The sequence below is a fragment of the Streptomyces sp. NPDC088097 genome, from assembly GCF_044741845.1.
In the GTDB taxonomy this organism is placed as follows: Bacteria; Actinomycetota; Actinomycetes; order Streptomycetales; family Streptomycetaceae; genus Streptomyces.
On record NZ_JBIUTJ010000008.1, the window covers coordinates 210,052 to 229,688 of the forward strand.

The 19,637-nt window shown below is 73.4% G+C and carries 18 protein-coding genes; 4 read left to right on the plus strand and 14 right to left on the minus strand.

The window, feature by feature from the left end; all coding sequences use genetic code 11:
- Positions 1-78 precede the first annotated feature (78 nt).
- The 11 genes from ACIOD1_RS23370 to ACIOD1_RS23420 form a co-directional block, all read right to left on the minus strand.
- Positions 79-1,380, minus strand: a complete 1,302-nt coding sequence (locus ACIOD1_RS23370; protein WP_365622581.1) for an MFS transporter — start codon at positions 1,378-1,380, stop codon at positions 79-81.
- Complete coding sequence (locus ACIOD1_RS23375) at positions 1,370-2,725, minus strand: ATP-grasp domain-containing protein (RefSeq protein ID WP_365622583.1); 1,356 nt, start codon at positions 2,723-2,725, stop codon at positions 1,370-1,372. Before ACIOD1_RS23375 ends, ACIOD1_RS23370 begins: the two co-directional genes overlap by 11 nt.
- On the minus strand, positions 2,722-3,924 hold the full coding sequence (locus ACIOD1_RS23380) for a saccharopine dehydrogenase family protein (protein ID WP_365622585.1): 1,203 nt from the start codon (positions 3,922-3,924) through the stop codon (positions 2,722-2,724). Before ACIOD1_RS23380 ends, ACIOD1_RS23375 begins: the two co-directional genes overlap by 4 nt.
- Positions 3,914-4,984, minus strand: coding sequence for a saccharopine dehydrogenase (locus ACIOD1_RS23385; protein ID WP_401904387.1), 1,071 nt, complete (start codon positions 4,982-4,984; stop codon positions 3,914-3,916). Before ACIOD1_RS23385 ends, ACIOD1_RS23380 begins: the two co-directional genes overlap by 11 nt.
- 92 nt (positions 4,985-5,076) lie before the next feature.
- On the minus strand, positions 5,077-6,207 hold the full coding sequence (locus ACIOD1_RS23390) for a cytochrome P450 (protein WP_401904389.1): 1,131 nt from the start codon (positions 6,205-6,207) through the stop codon (positions 5,077-5,079).
- Between the two features lie 191 nt (positions 6,208-6,398).
- Entirely contained in the window at positions 6,399-7,595 is a 1,197-nt protein-coding gene (locus tag ACIOD1_RS23395; RefSeq protein WP_365622591.1) for an acyl-CoA dehydrogenase family protein, read from the minus strand.
- An 11-nt stretch (positions 7,596-7,606) separates the two neighbouring features.
- Positions 7,607-9,898: an iron-containing redox enzyme family protein gene (locus ACIOD1_RS23400; RefSeq protein WP_365622593.1), complete on the minus strand. Its 2,292-nt coding sequence runs from the start codon at positions 9,896-9,898 to the stop codon at positions 7,607-7,609.
- Positions 9,895-10,971 carry a 3-oxoacyl-ACP synthase gene (locus ACIOD1_RS23405; protein ID WP_401904393.1) on the minus strand — a complete coding sequence of 359 codons (1,077 nt, stop codon included), beginning with the start codon at positions 10,969-10,971 and terminating at the stop codon, positions 9,895-9,897. The genes ACIOD1_RS23400 and ACIOD1_RS23405 overlap by 4 nt, the downstream gene beginning before the upstream one ends.
- Positions 10,968-11,894: an isocitrate lyase/phosphoenolpyruvate mutase family protein gene (locus ACIOD1_RS23410; protein ID WP_365622597.1), complete on the minus strand. Its 927-nt coding sequence runs from the start codon at positions 11,892-11,894 to the stop codon at positions 10,968-10,970. The genes ACIOD1_RS23405 and ACIOD1_RS23410 overlap by 4 nt, the downstream gene beginning before the upstream one ends.
- Positions 11,895-11,932: 38 nt before the next feature.
- Positions 11,933-12,730: an alpha/beta fold hydrolase gene (locus ACIOD1_RS23415; RefSeq protein WP_365622599.1), complete on the minus strand. Its 798-nt coding sequence runs from the start codon at positions 12,728-12,730 to the stop codon at positions 11,933-11,935.
- 75 nt (positions 12,731-12,805) lie between these two features.
- The gene (locus tag ACIOD1_RS23420; protein WP_365622601.1) at positions 12,806-13,051 is read right to left on the minus strand and encodes a hypothetical protein; all 246 of its coding nucleotides are present in this window, start codon (positions 13,049-13,051) and stop codon (positions 12,806-12,808) included.
- Positions 13,052-13,351: 300 nt separating this feature from the next.
- On the opposite strand from ACIOD1_RS23420, the gene ACIOD1_RS23425 reads away from it, so the two are divergent.
- Positions 13,352-14,206 carry a helix-turn-helix transcriptional regulator gene (locus ACIOD1_RS23425; protein WP_365622603.1) on the plus strand — a complete coding sequence of 285 codons (855 nt, stop codon included), beginning with the start codon at positions 13,352-13,354 and terminating at the stop codon, positions 14,204-14,206.
- A 71-nt stretch (positions 14,207-14,277) separates the two neighbouring features.
- Here ACIOD1_RS23425 and ACIOD1_RS23430 read toward each other — a convergent pair whose 3' ends face one another.
- Positions 14,278-14,658 carry a hypothetical protein gene (locus ACIOD1_RS23430; RefSeq protein ID WP_401904397.1) on the minus strand — a complete coding sequence of 127 codons (381 nt, stop codon included), beginning with the start codon at positions 14,656-14,658 and terminating at the stop codon, positions 14,278-14,280.
- Positions 14,659-14,926: 268 nt separating this feature from the next.
- Between ACIOD1_RS23430 and ACIOD1_RS23435 the strand changes: the two genes are divergently transcribed.
- Positions 14,927-15,613, plus strand: coding sequence for a TetR/AcrR family transcriptional regulator C-terminal domain-containing protein (locus ACIOD1_RS23435; protein ID WP_365622607.1), 687 nt, complete (start codon positions 14,927-14,929; stop codon positions 15,611-15,613).
- A gap of 25 nt (positions 15,614-15,638) precedes the next feature.
- Here ACIOD1_RS23435 and ACIOD1_RS23440 read toward each other — a convergent pair whose 3' ends face one another.
- Positions 15,639-16,556, minus strand: a complete 918-nt coding sequence (locus ACIOD1_RS23440) for a DMT family transporter (protein WP_365622609.1) — start codon at positions 16,554-16,556, stop codon at positions 15,639-15,641.
- A gap of 126 nt (positions 16,557-16,682) precedes the next feature.
- Between ACIOD1_RS23440 and ACIOD1_RS23445 the strand changes: the two genes are divergently transcribed.
- Complete coding sequence (locus tag ACIOD1_RS23445) at positions 16,683-17,783, plus strand: serine hydrolase domain-containing protein (protein ID WP_401904400.1); 1,101 nt, start codon at positions 16,683-16,685, stop codon at positions 17,781-17,783.
- A gap of 398 nt (positions 17,784-18,181) precedes the next feature.
- Here the strand turns inward: ACIOD1_RS23445 and ACIOD1_RS23450 are convergent, their stop codons facing one another.
- Positions 18,182-19,039, minus strand: coding sequence for an alpha/beta fold hydrolase (locus tag ACIOD1_RS23450; protein ID WP_401904402.1), 858 nt, complete (start codon positions 19,037-19,039; stop codon positions 18,182-18,184).
- A gap of 168 nt (positions 19,040-19,207) precedes the next feature.
- Between ACIOD1_RS23450 and ACIOD1_RS23455 the strand changes: the two genes are divergently transcribed.
- Positions 19,208-19,624, plus strand: a complete 417-nt coding sequence (locus ACIOD1_RS23455) for a MarR family transcriptional regulator (protein ID WP_401904438.1) — start codon at positions 19,208-19,210, stop codon at positions 19,622-19,624.
- Positions 19,625-19,637 lie beyond the last annotated feature (13 nt).

The window sequence follows — 19,637 nt, forward strand, 5'->3', positions numbered from 1 at the left end:
TCGGAACCTCTCGTTCGATTCGGTAAGGGAGGGAGGTGAGGGGTGGAGGGGAGGGGGGAAGCGGGAGGGGTGGGACGGCTACGCCGTCGCGACGGCCGGACGCGGGCGGACCGCGATCAGGCCGAACAGGGTCGCGAGGAGGGAGGCGGCCCCGACCAGCGGCCAGACGAGCGAGCCGTACTGGAGGAAGAGCCAGGTGCCGGCCATCGGCCCGAGGGCGGAGCCGAGGCCGAACATGAACTGGAAGCTGCCGATGTAGCGCGAGCGCAGCGCCTCGGGCCCGGCGCTCGCCGGGTAGGCGAAGACGGCGGGGCCGCCGAGGATCTCGCCCAGCGACCAGACCAGGGTGCCGATGATCACGGCGGCCGGTCCAATGGGCAGCCCGTAGCAGGCGACGCCGGCGCCGACGAGGGCGAAGCCCAGACCGATGGTGATCTTCAGTGGCCAGCGCTGGGAGACCTTGGTGACCAGCAGCTCGAAGGCGATGACGATGAAGCCGTTGAGCGCGACGGCGAAGGTGTACCAGAAGAGCGCCAGTTGGGCGTCCTTCATGTAGAGCGGGAGGGTGGAGAGGTACTGCATGTAGACGGCGGAGTGGAAGAAGGCGGCCACCAGGTAGAGGACGAAGCGGCGGTCGCGCAGCACCGCTCCGTATCCGCCGGAGGAGACCTTGGGGGCGGCGGCCCGCTCGGGCGCGACCTTCGGCCGGGCGGGCAGGGTGGCCCGGGCGACGAGGGCGAAGGCCAGGGCGAGGGCGGCCTCGCCCCAGAACAGCAGCGTGTAGGTCTGACCGCCCGCGTGGTAGAGCCCGTAGCCGACCAACGGGGCGGCGGTGGCCCCGACGTTGAGGCCGAAGCGGTACATCGCGAAGATCATGATCTGCCGGTCGCCGTCGGTCTCGTCGGCGAGCAGGGTGGCCGAGGCCGGCCGGAAGAGCTGCGCCCCCAGGCTGACCAGGGCGATCGCGCCGAGCAGCAGGGTGAAGTCGGGCAGGTACAGCAGGGCGGCGGTGAGGGCGGCCGTGCTGCTCATGGAGAGCACGGTGGCGCCCCGAATGCCCAGCCGGTCGGCGAGGGCGCCGCCGACGAGGGAGCCGACGACGGCCCCGCCGCCGTAGACGCCGAGCGCGATGACGGTGCGGCCCTCGGAGTAGCCGCGGGAGGTGAGGAAGAGGACGAGGAAGACGTGCAGGAAGCCGCTGAGCCGGTTGACGAGCACCCCGGCCAGTACGGTCTTCACCGCGCGCGGGGCCTCCTTGAAGGTGATCCACACTCCGGGGGCGGGGGCCTGCGCGACGACGGCGCCGGCCGTGGCGTTCTCCGCCTCCGCTTCCTCGGCCTCCGCGGGCCCCGCCTCGGCGGGCCGGATGTCAGTGCTCATCGGCGTCCGCCGGTTCGGTGACGACGCGGACGGCGGCCCGTACGGCCAGCTCGATCCCGTCGAGGGAGGCCGCGTCCGGGGCGTCGATCAGGAAGGTGACCGCCCGGTCGTCGGAGCTGGCCAGCGGCGCCAGTCGGGCGCCGGCCTCCTTCAGCACGAGCAGGGCGCGCAGGGCGGGCGGGTCCTCGGCGGCGCCCGGCTCCCACTCGGGCCACATCGCGGCCTCCCCCACCCACAGCGGGCGCACGCCGGGCCAGTCCAGGGTGACGTCGGCGAGGACGCCCGCCTCGTGCTCCAGGTACACCTGGCGGGTGAGGCGGCGCGGGGCCGGGTAGGAGGCGCTCTCGCCGAGGGCGATCCTGATGATCTCCGGCTCCAACGGGCGGCCGGTGGCGAGGTGGTAGAGGGCGGTCAGGCCGTCACCGGGGGTGCGGGCGGCGACCTCCATCAGGTAGGGGCGACCGTCGGCGCCGAGCCGGAACTCGGCGTGGGCTATCCCGTCGCGGAAGTCCAGCAGTTCCAGCATCCGCGCGTTGGCGGCCGACAGGACGGCCGCGGCCTCGGGGTCCGTGTCGGGGACGGAGTGGGCCAGCTCCACGAAGGTGCGGTCGCCGGACTCGGTGGTCTCCTTGCGGGTGACGGAGGTGAAGAGGAGCTCCCCGTGCTGGACGAGGGACTCGACGGAGTACTCCTGACCGGTGACCTTCCCCTCGACCATCACCGTCTCGTGCGCCGGGTACTCCTCCAGCAGCGCGCGCAGCGCCGCCGCGTCCTCGGCGGCGACCACGCCCGAACTGGAGTGCCGGGTGGCGGGCTTGGCGACGACGGGGTACTCCAGCGCGGCCAGGTCGGCCTCCTCCCGGGACCCCGGGGGCAGCACCAGGCAGGCCGGGCCGAACTCCTCCAGGTACCAGCGCTGGAGGTACTTGCTGCGGCACACCCGGGTGGCGCGCAGCCCCGGGCCGGGCAGGCCCAGCGCGTCGCACAGCAGCCCGGTCTGCTCGACGAGGGTCTCGCCGACCGCGTAGGCGCCGCGCACGTCGTAGCGGCCCCGCCAGGCGCGGGCGGCGGCGACGAAGCCGGGGGTGAAGGAGCCGTCGAGGTCGAGGGAGCCGTCGACGTAGGCGATGTCCTCGATCAGGGAGGCGGGGTGCTCGGGGTCCTTGCGGGCGCTCTGCGCGGCCTCGCGGTAGCTCTCGGGGGTGATGAGGAGGATCTTCAGGCCGCGGGCGGCGAGTTCCTCCAGGTAGCGGGGGTTGCGGCAGACGACCCGGAAGGCGCCGGTGAGGACGAAGGCCTCGGGCGGAGTGGCCGGGGCGGGCGGGGAGGCTGACGGACGGGTCATGCCGGTGCTCCTGATGAGGTGGAGGAGATGTCTTCGCGGATGCCCGCCAGGCCGTTGGCGCCGAGGAAGGAGAGCCAGTTCGTGGTCTCCGAGGAGGTCTCGGCGGCACGGTTGAGGCCGGCGGGGAGGGCGCCGGCCAGGATCCGGGTGACCCCGTGGGCCGCGGGCAGGGACACGCAGCGGGCCATCGCGGACTCGGCCGCCTCGCCCGTGAGGTCCAGCAGGTGGGAGCCGCGCCAGTGCTCGCCGGAGGCGGCGCGCAGCTCCAGGGAGACCGACAGGACGACGCGGTCGCGGTCGGCGGGGGTGGTGGGGTGGCGGGCGGCGAGGGTGGCGGCCAGGGCGCGGACGGCTTCGGTGTCTCCGGTGGAGACGGTGTCGAAGACCTCCTTCCAGGCGGTGCGCCAGCCGGCGTTGCGCAGGGTGCCGCGGACGAAGGTCTCCAGCCGCCAGTGGTCCGGTATCCCGTACTGGGCGACGAAGGGGAGGCTGTCGCGGTTGGGGTAGACCTCGAACTCCTCGCCGGCCAGGGTCAGGGACCGGGTGGCCTCCCAGGGGCGGGGGGCCGTGGTCTCGACGCCGGCCGCGATGTGCCGGGCCGGGGAGCCGAGGGCCGCGAGGACTCCGTAGGGGGCCCAGCTGAAGCGGTAGCGGAACTCGTTGGGGACCGCCGGGACGCCTCCGCAGTAGGAGGTGAACTCGGCGGTCGCGGGTATGGAGCCGAGGGCCGCGCGGCCCCGGGCGACGAGGTCGTGGGCCATCAGGTGGTCGATGCCGGGGTCGAGTCCGGCCTCCAGGAGGACGACCGTACGGTTCTTCTCCCCCGCCCCGGCGGCCAGTTCGGCCAGCTCCGGGGAGACGTAGCTGGTGCAGGCGAAGTGGGCGCCGCGCTCGGTGGCCATGCGCAGCAGCGGGGCGTGCTCGGTGGCCGGGAGCATCGAGACGAGGACGTCGCCGGGGCCGGTGGCGGCGGCGAGGGCCTCGGGGGTGAGGGCGCGGACCTCGGCGCGGCCCGCCAGGCCGAGGGCGGCGAGGCGGGCTTCGCCGCGTTCGGCGGTGCGGTCCCACAGGACCACCCGCCGGGCGGCGTCGCAGACGAGGGAGAGGCCGGAGCGGCCGGTCGACAGGCCGGTGCCTATCCAGTGGACGGTGCCGGACGCGGGGGCCGCGGCGGGCGCCGCGTGGGGGTCAGCGGACAAGGGGTGCCTCCTGGGCTTCGACGGCCTGGCGGAAGGTGTGCAGGGCGCGCTCCCACACGCCGTCCCAGGCGGCCAGGCCCGTGAGGTGCGGGGCGAGTTCGGCGGAGAAGGCGGTGCCGGCCTCGACGGGGAGCAGGGAGGGGAGGTTGTCGATGGCGATGAGGTCGAGGGGGCGCGGGCCCTCGCGCAGGGCGCGGACGGGCTCGGTCCAGGTGGTGGTCTCGTCGTAGACGGGCAGGACGTTGCACTCGGAGGTGACGTCACAGGTGACGTCGGAGACCAGGGAGAGCCGGCGGGCCGGGTCGTCGAGGTCGGCCTTGGTCAGGAAGGGCGGTACGGGGGTGGTGGTCAGGACGGTGTTGACCATCAGGTCGTGGGCGAGGAGGGCGGCGCGGTCGATGTCGCGGGTCTCGGCGACGTCCCAGCGGGTGGGCTCCAACCCGGCCCGGACCAGCGCGTCGCAGGCGCCGCGACCGCTGCGGCCGAGGGCGCCGATGACGAGGGCGGTGGTGCGGTCGCCCTCGTGGGCCCCGGCGGCGAGGAGGGCGTCGAGGGAGTCGCGGTCGGTGGGCACGAGCGGGGCGGTGAGGGTCCCGCGGTGGTGCAGGACGGCGAGGGCGGCGCCCACGTAGCCCGCCCAGTAGCCGAAGGCGGCGACGCGGCGGCCGCTCTCGTCGGTGAGGTACTCCATGTCGAGGAGGGCGCCGCCGCCGGCGGTGAAGCGGGCCAGCAGTTCGGCGGCGCCGGCCTGGCCCTTGTAGGCGTGGCCGAAGTAGATGTGGCGGTGGCGCAGGGCGGGTGCGTCGGGCCCGGAGGGGAGTTCCTTGAGGCCGAGCACGTAGGCCTCGTCGGGGGCCTGTTCGTGCCAGGAGGCGGTGGGGGCGGTGGCGCAGCCGGCGGCGGCGTACTCGGCGAGGGGGAAGGCGCGCTGGGCCGACTCCTCGACGGTGACGCGCACTCCGGCCTCGACGAGGCGGGCCGCGTCGGCGGGGGTGAGGGGGGCGCGGCGCTCGGTGGAGCGGGCTTCGTGGCGCATCCAGAGGTGCGTACGGTCCGACATGATCTGATTTGTCCCGTCTGAAGGCATGAGGGTGGGCGACCCCCGGCCTGCTCGTCGTGGCGGGGGCTGCTTCCTGAGGGAGGGCCCGCGCGCTACAGGAGCGGGATCCGGGCGTTCGCCAGAGGGCGATAGGCAGGGGTCGCGGAGGTGCTCAAGCCTGCCGTGCGCAGTTCGGTGACCACGGCCGCGGCGAGGGCCCCGGCGAGCTGTGCGCCCGGACAGCGGTGGGCCGACGCGCCGAAGGTGAACACCGTCGGATTCACCCGGCCGGGCGTCAACGTGTGGGGGTCCGGGTTGACGGCGGGGTCCCGGTTGGCGGCGGCGAGGACCACGAGGACCTGTTCGCCGGCCTCCACCGTCAGCCCCCCGTGGGTGAACGGCTCGGCGGCGAAGCGGCGGGTGTTCTGGATCGGGGCGTCGTACCGGACCACCTCGCGCACCAGCGCGGCGGTGCCTTCCGGCCCCTCCGGCACGGAGGCCCCCCGGGCCAGGGCGACCAGGGTGTTGCCGACGAGCCCGGCCGTGGCGTCGTAGGTCTGGGAGAGGAAGCCGACGGCGTTCGACAGCAGGGGCCCGAGCTCCTCCCACCCGGCCCGGTCGGCGGCCCGCACCAGCTCCCCGAGCAGGCCGTCCGCCGCCCGGTCCAGGCCGGGGCCGAGCAGTTCACGCAGCCGGGCCGCCGCCGTCGCCGCCGCCCGCTGCTGCTCCGGGGTCGCGCCGGCCGGGATGCAGCCGACGAAGTCGCCGATCGCCCGGGCCGCCTCGACGTCCGCGCCGTCGGTCAGCCCGCTCAGGGCCGCGACCACCCGGGCCGGGACGGCGAACATCAGCTCCTCGTAGGAGACCTCCCCGCCCCGGGCCAGCACCTCGCGGGTGAAACGGGCCGCCAACTCCCCGGCCCGCGCGGTGTCACAGCCAACCAGGGCCTCGGACACCACCGCCTTGAGCCGGGCCGTGACGGCCCCGTCCGTCATGCGCACCAGGTCCCCGAAGACCTTCCCGGCCGGCGTCCCCACGATGCCCGCCGGAACCGGCTCCGCCACCGGCCGCACCCGCAGCGCGCCGCTCCCGAGCACCGCGCGCACCGCCGCCGCGTCGGCCGCCACCCAGGCCCCGAGCGCGGAGTCGTGGGCGAAGGGCCGCGTCGCGACCAGGCGGGCGTAGTACGGGTACGGATCGACGAGGCGGACGGCCTCGACGGGGGTGACGGTGGTGGTGCTCACTGCCTGCTCCCTTGTTGTGCGCCTAAGCCGGCGCCGCTCTCGCGGACGTGGTCGCCCGCCGTCGTGGTTGCTCTCTCTTGTGCGCCTAAGCCGGCGCCGCTCTCGCGGACGTGGTGCCCGCCGTCGTGGTTGCTCAATTGATGGTTGCGGTGTTTTGGGTTGGGGGTCGACCGGGTCGTGCGTGCTCGGGTTCAGGCGGCGCGGGAGGGGCGGGAGGCTCTGCGGGTGTCGAGGGAGCCCGCGATGGCCATCCTGAGGACCTCCGAGGTGCCCTCGTAGATGCGCAGGGACCGGATCTGCCGGTACAGCCGCTCGGTGACCGAGCCCTGGACGATGCCCGCCGCGCCGAGCAGTTGCACGGCGGAGTCGACCACCTCCTGGGCGGCCTCGGTGGCGTGCACCTTGGCGATGTTGGAGTGGCGGGCGAAGCGCCGGCTGCCCCGGTCGGTCTCCCAACCGGCCCGGGCGACCAGCAGCGCCGCCGCGTTCAGCTTCACCTCCATGTCGGCGAGGGAGGCCTTGACCAGTTGCAGGTCGAACAGCGGGGCCCCGTAGGCCTCCCGCGTCAGCACGTGGGCCAGGGCGGTGTCGAAGGCCCGCCGGGCGAAGCCGAGGGCGGCCGCCCCGACGGTGCTGCGGAAGCGCTCCAGGAGGTCCACCGCGACCACGAACCCCTTGCCGGGGCGTCCGAGCAGCGCGTCGGCGTCCACCCGGCAGTCCTCGAAGGTGAGGTGGGCGAAGGCACGCGGGGCGATGGCGTCGATCCGCTCGACCCGCAGCCCGGGGGTGGCGGCGGGCACCAGGAAGGCCGAGAGGCCGAGCGGACCCGGGCCCTGACCGGTACGGGCGATCACCACGAACACGTCGGCGATGGTCCCGTTGGCGATCCAGGCCTTGCGCCCGTTGAGGACGTACGAGCCGTCCTCGTCCCGGACCGCCTCCAGGCCGACGGAGGCCACGTCCGAGCCGGCCTCCTTCTCGGAGACCGCGAAGGCCCCGATCAGGGTCCCGGCGGCCATCCCCGGCAAGTAGCGACGGCGCTGCTCCTCGCTGCCGAAGCGCAGCAGGGGCGTGGCCGAGAGGGCCTGGATGGAGAAGGCGAAGTCGGCCAGGTCCTCGGCGTAGGCGAGGGCCTCGCGGCGCAGGCACACCGACCGCAGGTCGATCGCGGGGCCGGCCTCCGGGTCCAGCCCGGCCAGCCAGCCGGCCGCTCCCAGGGCGCGCACCAGGGTCCGTCCCGCCGTGTCGGGGTCGAGGGAGCGGGCCTCCTCCCACAGCACGCGGTTGGCGTCGCACCAGGCTCCCGCCGACGCGGCCAGCTCGCGGTGGGTGTCCTCGTAGAACGGCAGGCCGAGGATCTCGGGGTCGAAGCTCGTGATCGGTTCCATCGTCGGGCTCCTCAGATGACCAGGTCGGCGGTGCCGGCGGTGTCGGCGGCGGCTGCGGACGCCTCCTGCGCGCGCACCCGCTTGACCAGGGCGTGTTCGACGAAGTAGGCGAAGGAGGCGTAGCCGCGCCAGATCCGGCGCCACTCGCGCCGGACGGCCTCCTCGCCCGAGGCGCGGCGCACGTCGTCGAGGTAGGCGGTGACGATCTCGGCGGACTGGCGGGCGTGGCCCGCCGAGAAGTTGTCGATGGACAGGTGGGCCTCTTCGTAGGAGATGTCGAGGCCGTGGCTGCGCAGCTTCTGTATCTCGTGCAGCCGCATCGCGCCCAGGCCGAACATCTCGATGCCCAGGTTGTAGCCGAGGATCTCGTTGTAGAGGGTGTCGGGGAACAGGCTCAGGCTGAGCTGGTGGATGGAGAAGCCGTACAGGTGGTCGGGCAGGTCGCCCTGGTGCAGGAAGGCCTCCTGCCGGACGTGCGGCAGCTCCATGTCCATGCTGGCCAGCACCTTGTGGATGATCGTGATGTGGTTCTTGGCCATGTCGCCGCGGCCCATCTCGTCCGCGTAGATCGAGAAGAGCATGTCGTCGCTGCGCCGGTGGCGGCGGCCGAGGTTGCCCACGCGGTGGGCCCAGGCGCCGTCGATGAGGCTGCCGAGCGCGTACGTGGACTGCTCGAAGACCACCTCGTCGCGGGAGGGGATCTCGGTGAGCGGCTCGTACGGGTCCACGAGCTTGTCCCAGTAGATCCGTTCGACCCGTTCCATCAGGGCCTCGGGCGTGTACTCGAACCAGGAGGCGTCGGTGAGGACTCCCCCGGCGCCGTGGGCGAAGAGGAGTTCGGCGTCGGCGAGGCCGGCCTCGGCCCGGGCCCGGGCGAGCGGCATGACGTTGGGGTGGCGCTCGAAGTTGACGAGGCGGTGGAAGAAGCGGCGGTGGTCGTCGGCGGACTCGGGCTCGCGGACCAGGACGTCGGCGGGCTGTACGGCGGCCAGCCGGCCGCTCCAGGCGCGGGCGGGCTCGTCGCCGGCAGTGGTGGGCACCAGGTCGGCGCCGGCGGGTTCGCCGTCCGCGACCGATCGGGCCCAAGCGGCGAACACGGCCGCCTCCCGCTCGTCGAAGATGCCGAACATGGGACCGCCGAATTTGATCGACTTCAGGAAGCGGCAGGGGCCGCCGTCCCGGCCGGGCCGCAGTTGGCGGGCGGTGCGGAACTCCCGGACGAAGGCGGCGGCGTCCAGGTTGTCGTCGTCGAGCCAGTCGGTGAGCTTGCGGGCGCCCATCCGGACCGCGCGGTGTTGGCGGCCGGCGTGGGGGGCGTGACGCTCGACGATCCGGGCGACCTTGGCGTCGAGGGAGAGCCCGTCGTGCCAGGCGGCGAGCTCGGCCAGGGCGGCGGCGTGCTCGCGCTCCAGGCGCAGCAGGAGCCGTACGGCGGCCAGGGCGCGGCGGCGGTCTTCGGGGCCGGTCGGGGAGTGCTCGGTGTGGGCGAGGAACTCGGCGAGCACGGGGCGTACGTCGCTCTCGGCGAGCATCGGCTCGCTGCCGAGCAGGAGCTCGTCGAGGCCGAGCGCGTGGGCGGCGTAGTGGATGCCGACGACCTCGGGGAGGAAGGAGGCGGGCAGCCGCGACAGGGCCAGGTGGAAGGCGCCGTGCAGGGCGGTGAGGGGGCGGGCGCCGGTCTCGTCGAGGAAGGTGTCGGCCTCCACGTCGGGGAGGAAGACCCCGTGACCGATCAGGGCGCGTCGGCGGCGGCCGAGGAGGCCGGCCTCGGCGGTGCCCTCGCCCTGGAGGTACCAGTGCTGGCCGAAGAGCCGGCCGACGATCTCGGCGGGCTGCGTCGCGACCTGCGAGAGGCTGTCGAGCCAGCAGCCGCCGGTCAGGGTGAGCGGGGCGCGCTGGCGCAGCAGCGCCGCCCGGACCTCGGGGTCGGGGTGGGCGCCCAACGGAGCGAGGACGGCGGCCAGTTCGGCGCGGGCGGCCAGGACGTGGGCGGCCACCGCGTCGGCGTCGTCCCAGCGGGGCTCGGCGGTGTCGGCGTCGGCGTCGGGCTCGGGGGCCAGGAAGACCGCCAGCACCCGGCGGGCGGCGAGCAGGGCGGCCTCGCCCTCCTGGTCGGCGAGGAGGCGGCGGAACAGCTCGGCGGGCGCGGCCGCGGTGATCGCGGCGGCCTCGGCGGCGCCGGCCGGGGAGGCCTCGAAGGGGGTCCGGGGCAGGGAGGTCGTCAGGTCGGGCAGCGGGTGGGCGGCGCCTGGGACGGCGCGCGCCATGTCGGCGGTGAGGTGAGTGCTGGTGTCGATGCTCATGCCGGGTGCCCCTGCCGTGCGGTGTCCGTGTGCGTGATCGCCGTGCCGGTGGTGGTGCTGGTGGTGGTGCCGGTGCCGGTCTCGCCGTTCGTGTGCGCGCTCGTGGCCGCCGCTCGGTCCGCGGGGTCCGACGGGAGCTTGCGCAGCAGGACGCCGACGCGGACGCCGGGGACGCTGGAGGCCAGCAGGTAGTGCCCGTGGGGCCGCAGTTCCCCGGCCGCGTCGCGGTCGACGAGGTTGATGAGCGGGTCGGCGGCGAAGCAGTGGCCCACGCGCCGGATGTTGTCGAGGTAGAGCTGCTCCCGGGTGAATCCGGCCTGGCGCTCCTTGAGGACCACCACGGGCTTGTAGAGGTTCGCGTGCAGGACGCCCTGGATGTCGCCGATCTTCATGCCGGTCTGGTCGAGGATCCGGTCGTTGACCTCGCGGGCGAGGTCGGAGCTGATCTCGTGGGTCCAGTCGAGTCCGGTCGGGTCCTGCGCGGAGGCCCCCGCGACGATCTCGTAGGAGTCCGGGCCGAGCGGTTCGGCGGCGACCAGGCAGGAGGCGGCCCCGTCGCTGAAGAGGGCGAAGTTCTCCATGCGCGTCGACTCGTCGGTGACCCGGTCGGCGGTGACGACCACGACCCTGCGGTACAGGCCGGCGGCGACGTACGCCTGTGCGGTGCGGATGCCGGTGAGGAGGTTGGCGCACCGGCCGAGGGTCAGGCCCGTGAAGGCGGCCGAGGTGAGTCCGGTGGCGGCCAGGATCTTCTCCACGAAGGCGCCGTGGGTGCGCGGGCCGCCCGGGAAGCGGGTGGAGCACAGGATGAGGCAGTCGACGTCCGCCGCGTCGGCACCCGCGGCCTCCAGGGTGGCGCGGGCGCTCTCGGCCGCCAGGGTCTCCAGGGCCTTGGCCGTGCGGTGGACGCTGCCCCAGCCCCACAGCGCGGCGCGGGGCGGCATCCCCAACTGGCGGGCGCGCTCGGCGAGTCCGTCGATGGTGGTGTGGTCGGCTTCGCGTTCGCCGAGCACGTAGCGGGGCGCGGACAGGTGGACGGCAGGGGCGGCGGGTGGCGCGTACGGAAGGCTCACGGTGCCGGGTCGCTCTCTCGGTCGGCGTGCGGGGCGGACGGGGTGGGCGTGGCGGGCGTGGCGGGGGCGAGCAGGGCGTTGGCCTCGGCGTAGGGGAGGGTGTCGGCGCCGAAGCCGAAGGTGCCCAGCTCGCCGATCTCGCGGGCGGCGCGGGTGAGGGCGCCGAGGGCGGCGCGCGACAGGGCGGAGCCGGTGCTGATCCGGCGTGCGCCGAGGGCTCCGAGGTCGGCGACGGACAGCTTGAGGGCGCCGCCCATCAGGACGTTGACGGGGCGTTCGACGGCGGCGCAGACGGCGCGGACGGCCTCGGCGTCGGGCAGGGCCGGGGCGTAGAGCACGTCGGCGCCGGCGGCCTCGTACGCCCGCAGGCGGCGGAGGGTGTCCTCCAGGTCGGGGCGGCCCTGGAAGAAGTTCTCGGCGCGGGCGGTGACGGTGAAGGGGAAGTCCAGCCCCTTGGCGGCCTCCACCGCGGCGGCGACCCGTTCGACGGACTCCTCCAGGGACCGGATCGGGTCCTCGGCGCGCCCCGTGGAGTCCTCGACGGAGCCGCCGACCAGGCCGGCGTCGGCGGCGAGGCGGATGGTCTCGGCGACGTCCTCGGGGCGTTCGCCGAAGCCGCTCTCCAGGTCGGCGGTGACCGGCAGGCCGGTGGCCTCGACGATGGAGCGGGCGTTGTCGAGGATCTCGGCGCGGGTCAGGGAACCGTCGGGGCGACCGAGGCTGTAGGCGAGCCCGGCGCCGGTGGTGGCGAGGGCCGCGAAGCCGAAGCCGGCGAGGATGCGGGCGGATCCGGCGTCCCAGGGGTTGGGGACGACGAAGGGGCGCGGCGCGGCGTGCAGGTCGCGGAAGGCGACGGCCCTGCGCAGGCGGGCGGCGTCGAGGGCGGCGGTGGTCGCTGCGGCGGGGGTGGTGCGCTGGTTCATGGGGTCCTCGCTGAAGTGCTGGGGTGCGTCGGCCGGTGTCAGATCAGCTCAACGTACTCATCGCTCCTGCGGGCGGCGCCGGTTGCCGCGCGGGCCAGCCGGCCCAGGACGTCGGTGACGGACCGCGGGTCGTCCTCGAAGTAGAAGTGGCCCCCGTCGGCCCAGAGGCGTTCGGGTTCGCTCGCGCACTCGCGGGCCCAGGGGTCGAGCGCGGCGGGGCTGACGTGCGGGTCCCGGCGTCCGTTGAGGAGGGTGACGGGGACGCCCAGCGGGGTGCCGGGGCGGTAGCGGTAGCCCGCGACCATGCGGAAGTCGGCGCGCAGGGGCGGGAGGAGGAGTTCCTGTACGGCCTCGTCCTCGACCACCTCGGGGGGCAGCCCGCCGAAGAACTGGACGGCGTCGGTGAAGGCGCGGCCTTCCAGCTCCGCGGTCCGCACGACGCGGGCGGTCGGCAGCAGGGAGGGCGCCGAGCAGCCGGAGGCGACGAGGCCGGCGAGGCCGGGCACGCCTTCCAGGCGGCGGGCGACCTCGAAGGCGAGGGCGGCGCCGAAGCTGTGTCCGAACAGGAGGAACGGCCGGTCGGGCGCGGCGTCGAGGGAGATGGCGCGGGCGGCGCCGTCGGCGAGCTCGGCGAGGGAGGCGGCGGCCGGCTCGCGGAAGCGGTGGCCGCGACCGGGCGGGCAGGCGGCGAGGATCCGCGCGTCGTGTTCCAGAGCGGGCTGCCAGCCGAGGAAGGTCCGGGGGTTTCCGCCGGCGTGCGGGAAACAGTGGACGCGGACGGCGGGGTCAGTGCCTGTGGCGGTCTCGGAAGTCAGGAACCAGGGGGAGGCAACCACGAGGATCAGCCATTCCTTTGCCGGTGTGTCAGTGGCGGGAGGGAAAGAAGTGCAGGGCGGGGTGGTAACGACCGGTCAGTTCCAGCCAACGTCGTTGGTGGAGCCCGGGGTCGGCGTCGGGGTGGGCGTGGGGGTGGGCGTTCCACCCGGCTGCGGGTTGTTCCAACCCACGTCACCGGCCACGACGTGGGCGTTCTTGCTGTTCCAGCCGACGTCGCCGAGGCGGAGGTGGCTGACGGAGTCGGCCGGTCCGGCGCTCTGGGCGATGCCGGTGACCACGGCGCCCAGGCCGAGGGCGAGGCCGGCGGAGGCCAGAACCACACGACCACGGATTCCAGAAACGTGGCCGGTACGACGAGTCGCCATCTGGTTCTTCCCCATTTAGCCCAGTCCCCTTGAGTCGTTTTTGCTTTGACCATTCCAGGAACGCCAAATCGAGGCGGTTTCCGGCGGTGATGATCGCCGGGCGCCTTCTTCGTGTTCGTTCCTGCGGTGAGACCAAATCTCCCCTGCCGGGTCACGCCGAGGTAGACCTACGATGGCTCGGGTTTACGCATTGCGGGAACCCACGGGGTCTCAACCGCCGCAAACACCTCCAGACCGGACAGACAGGGGTGGCAAGTGGACGTAGTCAAATACGTCAAACAAGACCAAAGCGGCGCATCTGAAGCGCCGTCTTCGCCCGCGGCCGGGGAACCGCAGGCGTTTTTGCGGGAACTCGCAGCACACCTGGGCCTGCTGGCCCAGGAGGCCGCGCAACAGGCCTCGCACACGGCCCGGATCCCGGCCGTGGAGGCTGCTCCGGACGAGGTGGTGGGCCCGGGGGTCCGCTACCTCCACGGCCTGGGCAGCATTTCGAGCGCGATCAACGAGGCCTTGGCCTCGGTGTCCCGGGACATCCTCACCGCGCAGCCCGACGGGGCGCGGCCGAGCGCGGTGTTGAAGGACGCGCTGGAATCCGTACGACGACACATCTCCGCGGGGATCGCCATGCGGACCCTGTATCAACACACCACGAGATTCGACGAGGCGACCAAGGAATACGTACGCGCCGTCACGGAATACGGGGCCCAAGTAAGAACCCTGGAGGAATTCTTCGACCGCCTCATCATTGTCGACGACGTCGCCTTCATTTCGGCGAACGAGGACCGCACGACGGCAATCGCCATTACCGAACCGACCATCGTGCGATTCCTCCGCGACACCTTCGACAAGGCCTGGGACCGGGCGAAACCCTTCCCGTTCGTCCCGCTGCACGCGGCGAAGGCCGCCGACGAGGTCGTCCCGGCGATCCGGGAGTCCATCAGTCGACTGCTCATCGAGGGCTATTCGGACAAGGCGATCGCCCGTCGCATCGGGATCAGTGAGCGGTCCCTCCAGGCCCATATCGCCGCCATCAAGCAGGAACTCGGAGCACTCAACCGATTACAGCTCGGATACCTGCTCGGAAGGAACGAGGCCACCTTGATCCTGTGACCGTGCCCCGCCCCCTCCCCGGACGGGGGGACGGGACGGGGCACGGCCCGTGCGGGTTTCCGAGGGGTCCGTCAGGCGAGGACCCCGACCACGAGGGCGGCGATCGAGGCGCCGAACGCCACCACGTGGCGGGCGTTCTGCAGGACCCACACCCAGGCAGGGAAGGCCGCTTCGGCGGCCTTGAGCAGGGCTGGCACGTCCACACGGGCCAGTTCCTCGTCGCCCTTGCGGGCGAAGGCGGCGCGGACGGAGGAGACCGCCGTCAGGTTGCTGTGCAGGATCAGGCAGTTGATCAGCAGGACCAGTGTCAGCAGCACCCAGGTGGTGACCGGTGCCCAGGAGACGCCCAGGAGGTTGAGGGCTGCTCCGGCGGCGAGGGCCGCGGCGATCGAGACGGGGGCCCAGGTCTCGTGGCCGCCGGCGTCGAAGCGCATCCCGTTCTCGGCGAGCAACCCCGGGCGCACCCCTGGCCGGCGAGCTCCGCCTCCGCGGCGGCTCCGTAGCGGGCGCGGACCAGCGGGATGCTCAGGAGGGCGGCCGCGACGAGCAGTTGGAGCGTGGCGACGAGAGCGTTCACGGTGGGTCCCCCTCGTGCGGCGCCCGAAGCCCCGCGATCGACCTTCACTAAGTACAAGAGGACTGTAGGTCGACTCTTGAACTAAGTGCAAGTCCGTGCCTGAACTTTGTACAAGTCCGGGGGCGGCGCCTATCGTGACCCCCATGGCACGCGACACCCTGACGCAGGAACGGATCCTCTCGACCGCGATCGAGCTGCTCGACGAGGAGGGCCTCGAAGGCCTCAACATGCGCAGCCTCGGCAGGCGCCTCGACAGCGCGGCGACGGCGGTCTACTGGCACGTGAAGAACAAGGACAACCTGGTCCTGCTCGTCGGGGACCGGGTGTGGAACGAGGTGGAGCCCGCCGACCCCGAGACCCTCGGATGGCGCGCCGCGGCCACCGCGATGGCCGGCTCGCTGCACGCGATGCTGAGCCGGCACCCCTGGCTGGTGACCGCCTTCGGGACGCACCTCTTCTACGGTCCGGGCAAGGCGCGCCACGACGACCTGAGCCTGGCGGTCTACGAGGCGGCCGGCTTCACCGGCCCCGAGGCGGACCGGGCGGCGGCCTCCGTCTTCACCTTCGTGCTCGGGAGCGTCCTCGGAGCCTCCGCGACGGCCTCCCTGAACCGGCGGCTCGGCCGCGACGGCGGGGACGCCGAGGCCCTCATCGCCGACACCATGGCCAAGGCCACCGAGGTGGCCCGGGAGTTCCCCCGGCTGAGGGCGCGCCTGGACGCGGCCGCCGCCACCGAGTACGCCGCCGCGCCCGAGCGGACCTTCGAACTCGGCCTCCAGGCCCTCCTCACCGGCCTGGAGGCGACGCTCACAGCCCGCGCCGCCTCCTGAACCCCCGCCGCAGCGCGGGGCGAGGTCACTTGCCGGCGCCCACCACCTCGTTCGCCGGGCGGGGGCGGTTGCGGGAAACCGCGACCCCGCCGAGGCAGATCGCGCCGCCGAGCAGGGTCAGCCAGCCCGGGACCTCGTCGAGGACGAGCCAGGCGATGAGGACCACGACGGCGGGCACCGCGTAGGTGGTGGCGCCCATCTTCCCGGCGGTGGTCTTGGACAGGGCGTAGGTCCAGGTGGTGAAGGCCAGGGCGGTCGGGAAGAGGCCCAGGTAGACCATGTTGAGGGTGGCGCTCAGCGGGGCCTCGGGAAGCTGGTGCAGGAGCTGCCCGGCGAAGGGCAGGGTGCACAGGGTCCCGACGAAGCAGCCGTACGTCGTCACCTGCAACGGCGTCGCGTACCGCAGCGCCGGCTTCTGCGAGACCACGCCGGCCCCGTAGGTGAGGGCGGCGACCAGGCAGAGCAGCACCCCGGTCAGGCTGGAGGCGCCGCCTCCGGAGGTCGACATCCCCACCACGACGGCTCCCACGAAGGAGACGGCCATCCCCGCGAGCAGCTTCGGCGGGAAACCCTCCTTCAACAGCCAGCCGCTGAGCAGGGCGATGACGATCGGGCCGATGTTGACGATCATCGCGGCCGTGCCGGCGTCGACCTGCTGCTCGCCCCAGTTCAGCGCCACCATGTAGAGGCCGAACCAGAGCACGCCGGACGCCGCGATCCCGGGCCACGCCTGACGCGAGGGCAGCGGGACCCGCTTGATCAGCAGGACGACGCCCAGCGCGACCGAGGCGGTCAGGAGTCGGCCGAGCGCGAGTGCCCCGGGGCCGAAGTGCTCGGCCGACGCGCGGATCGACACGAATGCGGAAGCCCACATGACGACGGTGATGGAGGCCGCTATCAGGGCGCGATGATCGGTACTGGGATCGCCAGCCGTTTGGTCCATGCCCGCAACGTACCGACGGCCACCGGCCCCTGCCTAGATCATCCCCGGCGTGATCCGGCCATCCCGAAAGACCCCCGAAGAGCGAAGTTCGTCGCGGCGACGGCGGCGGAGCACGGCGTCCCCGGCATGGTCGTCGGGGTCCGTTCCGGCGGCCACGAGGTCTTCACCTGCCACGGGGTGACGGACCTCGACGACCCGCGTCCCGTCGGCCCGCACACCCTCCACCAGTGGGCCTCGGTCACCAAGACCTACACGGCCACCGCGCCGATGTGCCTGGTCGGACAGGGTCTGGTGGACGTGGACGCCCCCGTTCGCCGGTACGTGCCCGAACTCGTGCTCGCCGACGAGGACTCCGCCGCCCGCATCACCGTCCTCAACCTCCTCAACCACACCGCCGGACTGGACTGGAACCTCCTCGCCGACACCGGAGAGGGGGACGACGCCCTCGCCTCCTTCGTGGCGAGGATGGCCGAGGTCGACCTGATCGCCGCTCCCGGCACCCGCGCCTCCTACGGCCAGGCCGGCTACAAGCTGGCCGGGAGGATCCTGGAGCACGTCACCGGCCAGACCTACGAACGGGCCTTCACCACCCCCCTGTTCGAGCCCCTCGGAATGACCGAGAGCTTCTTCGCCCCCGCCCCCGACCCGGCCATCGCCACCCACGCCGCCGCCACCCACGCCGCCGTCGCCGTCGGGCACAACCTCGACGAGGGCGGCCGCCTCACGCCCACCGGCGGCTGGACCCCCTCCCGCGCGAACAACCCCGGTGGGGGCCTGGTCTCCTCGGTGGCCGACCAACTGCGCTGGGCCCGCTTCCACCTCGGCGACGGCCGCGCGGAGAGCGGAGCGCGGCTGTTGCCGACCGAGCTGCTGCACCGGATGAGGGAGCGGACGACCGTCCTGCGCGCCAGCTCCCTCGGTCACGGCATCGGCTTCTCGTGGTTCCTGCGTGAGGTGGACGGGGTCGCCACGATCGGCCACGGCGGCTCGGCCAACGGCCAGTTCGCCGAGCTGCTCCTCGTCCCCGAACACGACTTCGCCGTCGTCGCGGTGTCCAACGCCGGCCCGGAGGGCACCCTCTGCAACCAGGCCGTCGTCCGCCGGCTCCCGGAGACCCACCTGGGCCTGTACGAGCGCGCCCCCGAGCCCATCCCCTTCGACCCGACCCGCGCCGCGGAGATCACCGGTGACTACGACATCGACGCGATGACCTCACGATCGCCATAGCCGACACCGCCGAGTGCGAAGGCTCGCGCGAGGTCTCGGACAACATCTCGGGCTCGGGCGAGGTTTCGGGCGGGACCCTGACCCTCGGCGCCCGCATCAAGCCCGAGATCCGCGCGGCCTCCGAGACCGAACTCCCCCCCGGACTACGCCCCGGCCTCCCTCGCGCCATTGCCGGGAGACGGCGACGAGTACGTCGTCACGGGCGGCGGACTGCGCAGCCGGCGCGGCTTCTTCACCCGGGACGCCTCCGGGGCGTGATCGGGGCCGATCTCGCCGGACGCCTCTTCCTCCGCACCCCGACCCCCCGCACCTGACCCGGCAGGCCGGGCCCGGCAAGCCCGACCCGGCTGCTGCCCACGTCCCTCACCCCACCCCTGGCCGCTCCGGGGCGCCCCGCTTCAGGTCGTCCCGAGGACGGTGCGCAGACGGGTGGCGTAGGCGCGGGGGTGGGTGGTGTTGCCGTTGTGTCCGCCCGGGAAGGTCTCCGTCCCCGTGCCCAGCAGCTCCGCCAACGCGGTGCCGCACCGGCGGTCGAAGGCGTGGGTCGGGGTGGTTTCCCCGAGGGCCGCGACGACGCGGGTCGGCGACCCGGCCAGGGTGGCCAGGGCTCTGGGGTCGAGGGTGTCCTGGAGGACCGCCAGGACGTCGTGCTCCATGAAGTAGCCGAAGTTGGCGCGCCGGCGCTCGTCCATCGGCTGCGGGGTGAGGCCCGGCTCGGTGGCCTGTCGGGCCGGGTCTATGCCCAGGGAGCGGGCGACCGCGGGAAGGGCCGCGGCGAGTCCGTCCGCCCGGTATGTCTCTCGGAGCCCGGCGAGCTCCCTCTCGTGCCGGGCCCGCTCACCCGCCGGCAGCAGACGGGGGGCGACCGGCTCGTGGGCGACGAGGGTGGACAGCTGCCCGGGGTGGCGCACCGCCAGGTGCAGCCCGATGACCGCGCCGAGGCTGCACCCCAGCATAAGGGCGGGCTCGTCGGTGACGGCGGCCAACAGGCGGTGGACGTCCTCGGCGTGCTCGGTGAGCGAGGTGGTCCGCCCCGGATGCTCCAGCCGGCTGCGGGAGAGACCGCGGCGGTCGTAGGTGAGCACCGTGAAGGCGTCGGTCAGGTGCGGGACCAGGTCCACGGTGCGGTCAGCGTCCCCGTCGCCGCTCTGCGAGACGAGCAACAGCGGCCCGGAGCCCTCCAGTCGGTAGTGGAGCGTGGCGCCGGGGACCCGGAGGACGGACGGACCGAGAAGCGCGGTCGGCGAGACGAACATGGTGACTCCTTCGTGCGGTCGGCGCGGGCCCTTCGTCCGCTGCTCTGCGACCAGCCTATTCCATCCATCTCGATGCATCAAGAGCGATGCATCCATTTCGATGGATCGATCGGGATGTAATCTGTGGGCGTGGATGGAATCGAACTGTTCCTGCTGGGCCGGGCCCTGATGAAGCTCGGCGAGGAGGCCCTGCCCGAACCTCCGGGCGGATCCGGGCAGTACGCGGGCAGCACCCGCTCGGTCGTCATCGTCGCCGGAGACATCGCCGCACACCCGGACACCACCGTCGGGGAGACCGCGCAGCGCACGGGCCTGCCGCAGAGCCAGGTCTCGGGCGCCGTGGCCCGCCTCCGCGAGGCCGGGTCCGTGCAGACGGCCCCCGATCCCGCCGATCGCCGCCGCACCCTGGTCCGCCAGGCGCCCGGAACCTCCGCGCGCGTGGCCGCCGTACGGGCGGCGGGCGCCTCCAAGGTCGAGGAGGCCCTCGCGCGGGCCTTGGGCGAGGACGGGGCCCGGCAACTGCCCGAGGTGACGGAGGCCTTGGAGACCCTGGCCCGCCACCTCTCCGTCCGCGCCCACCACTGACCACTGCCCCGAC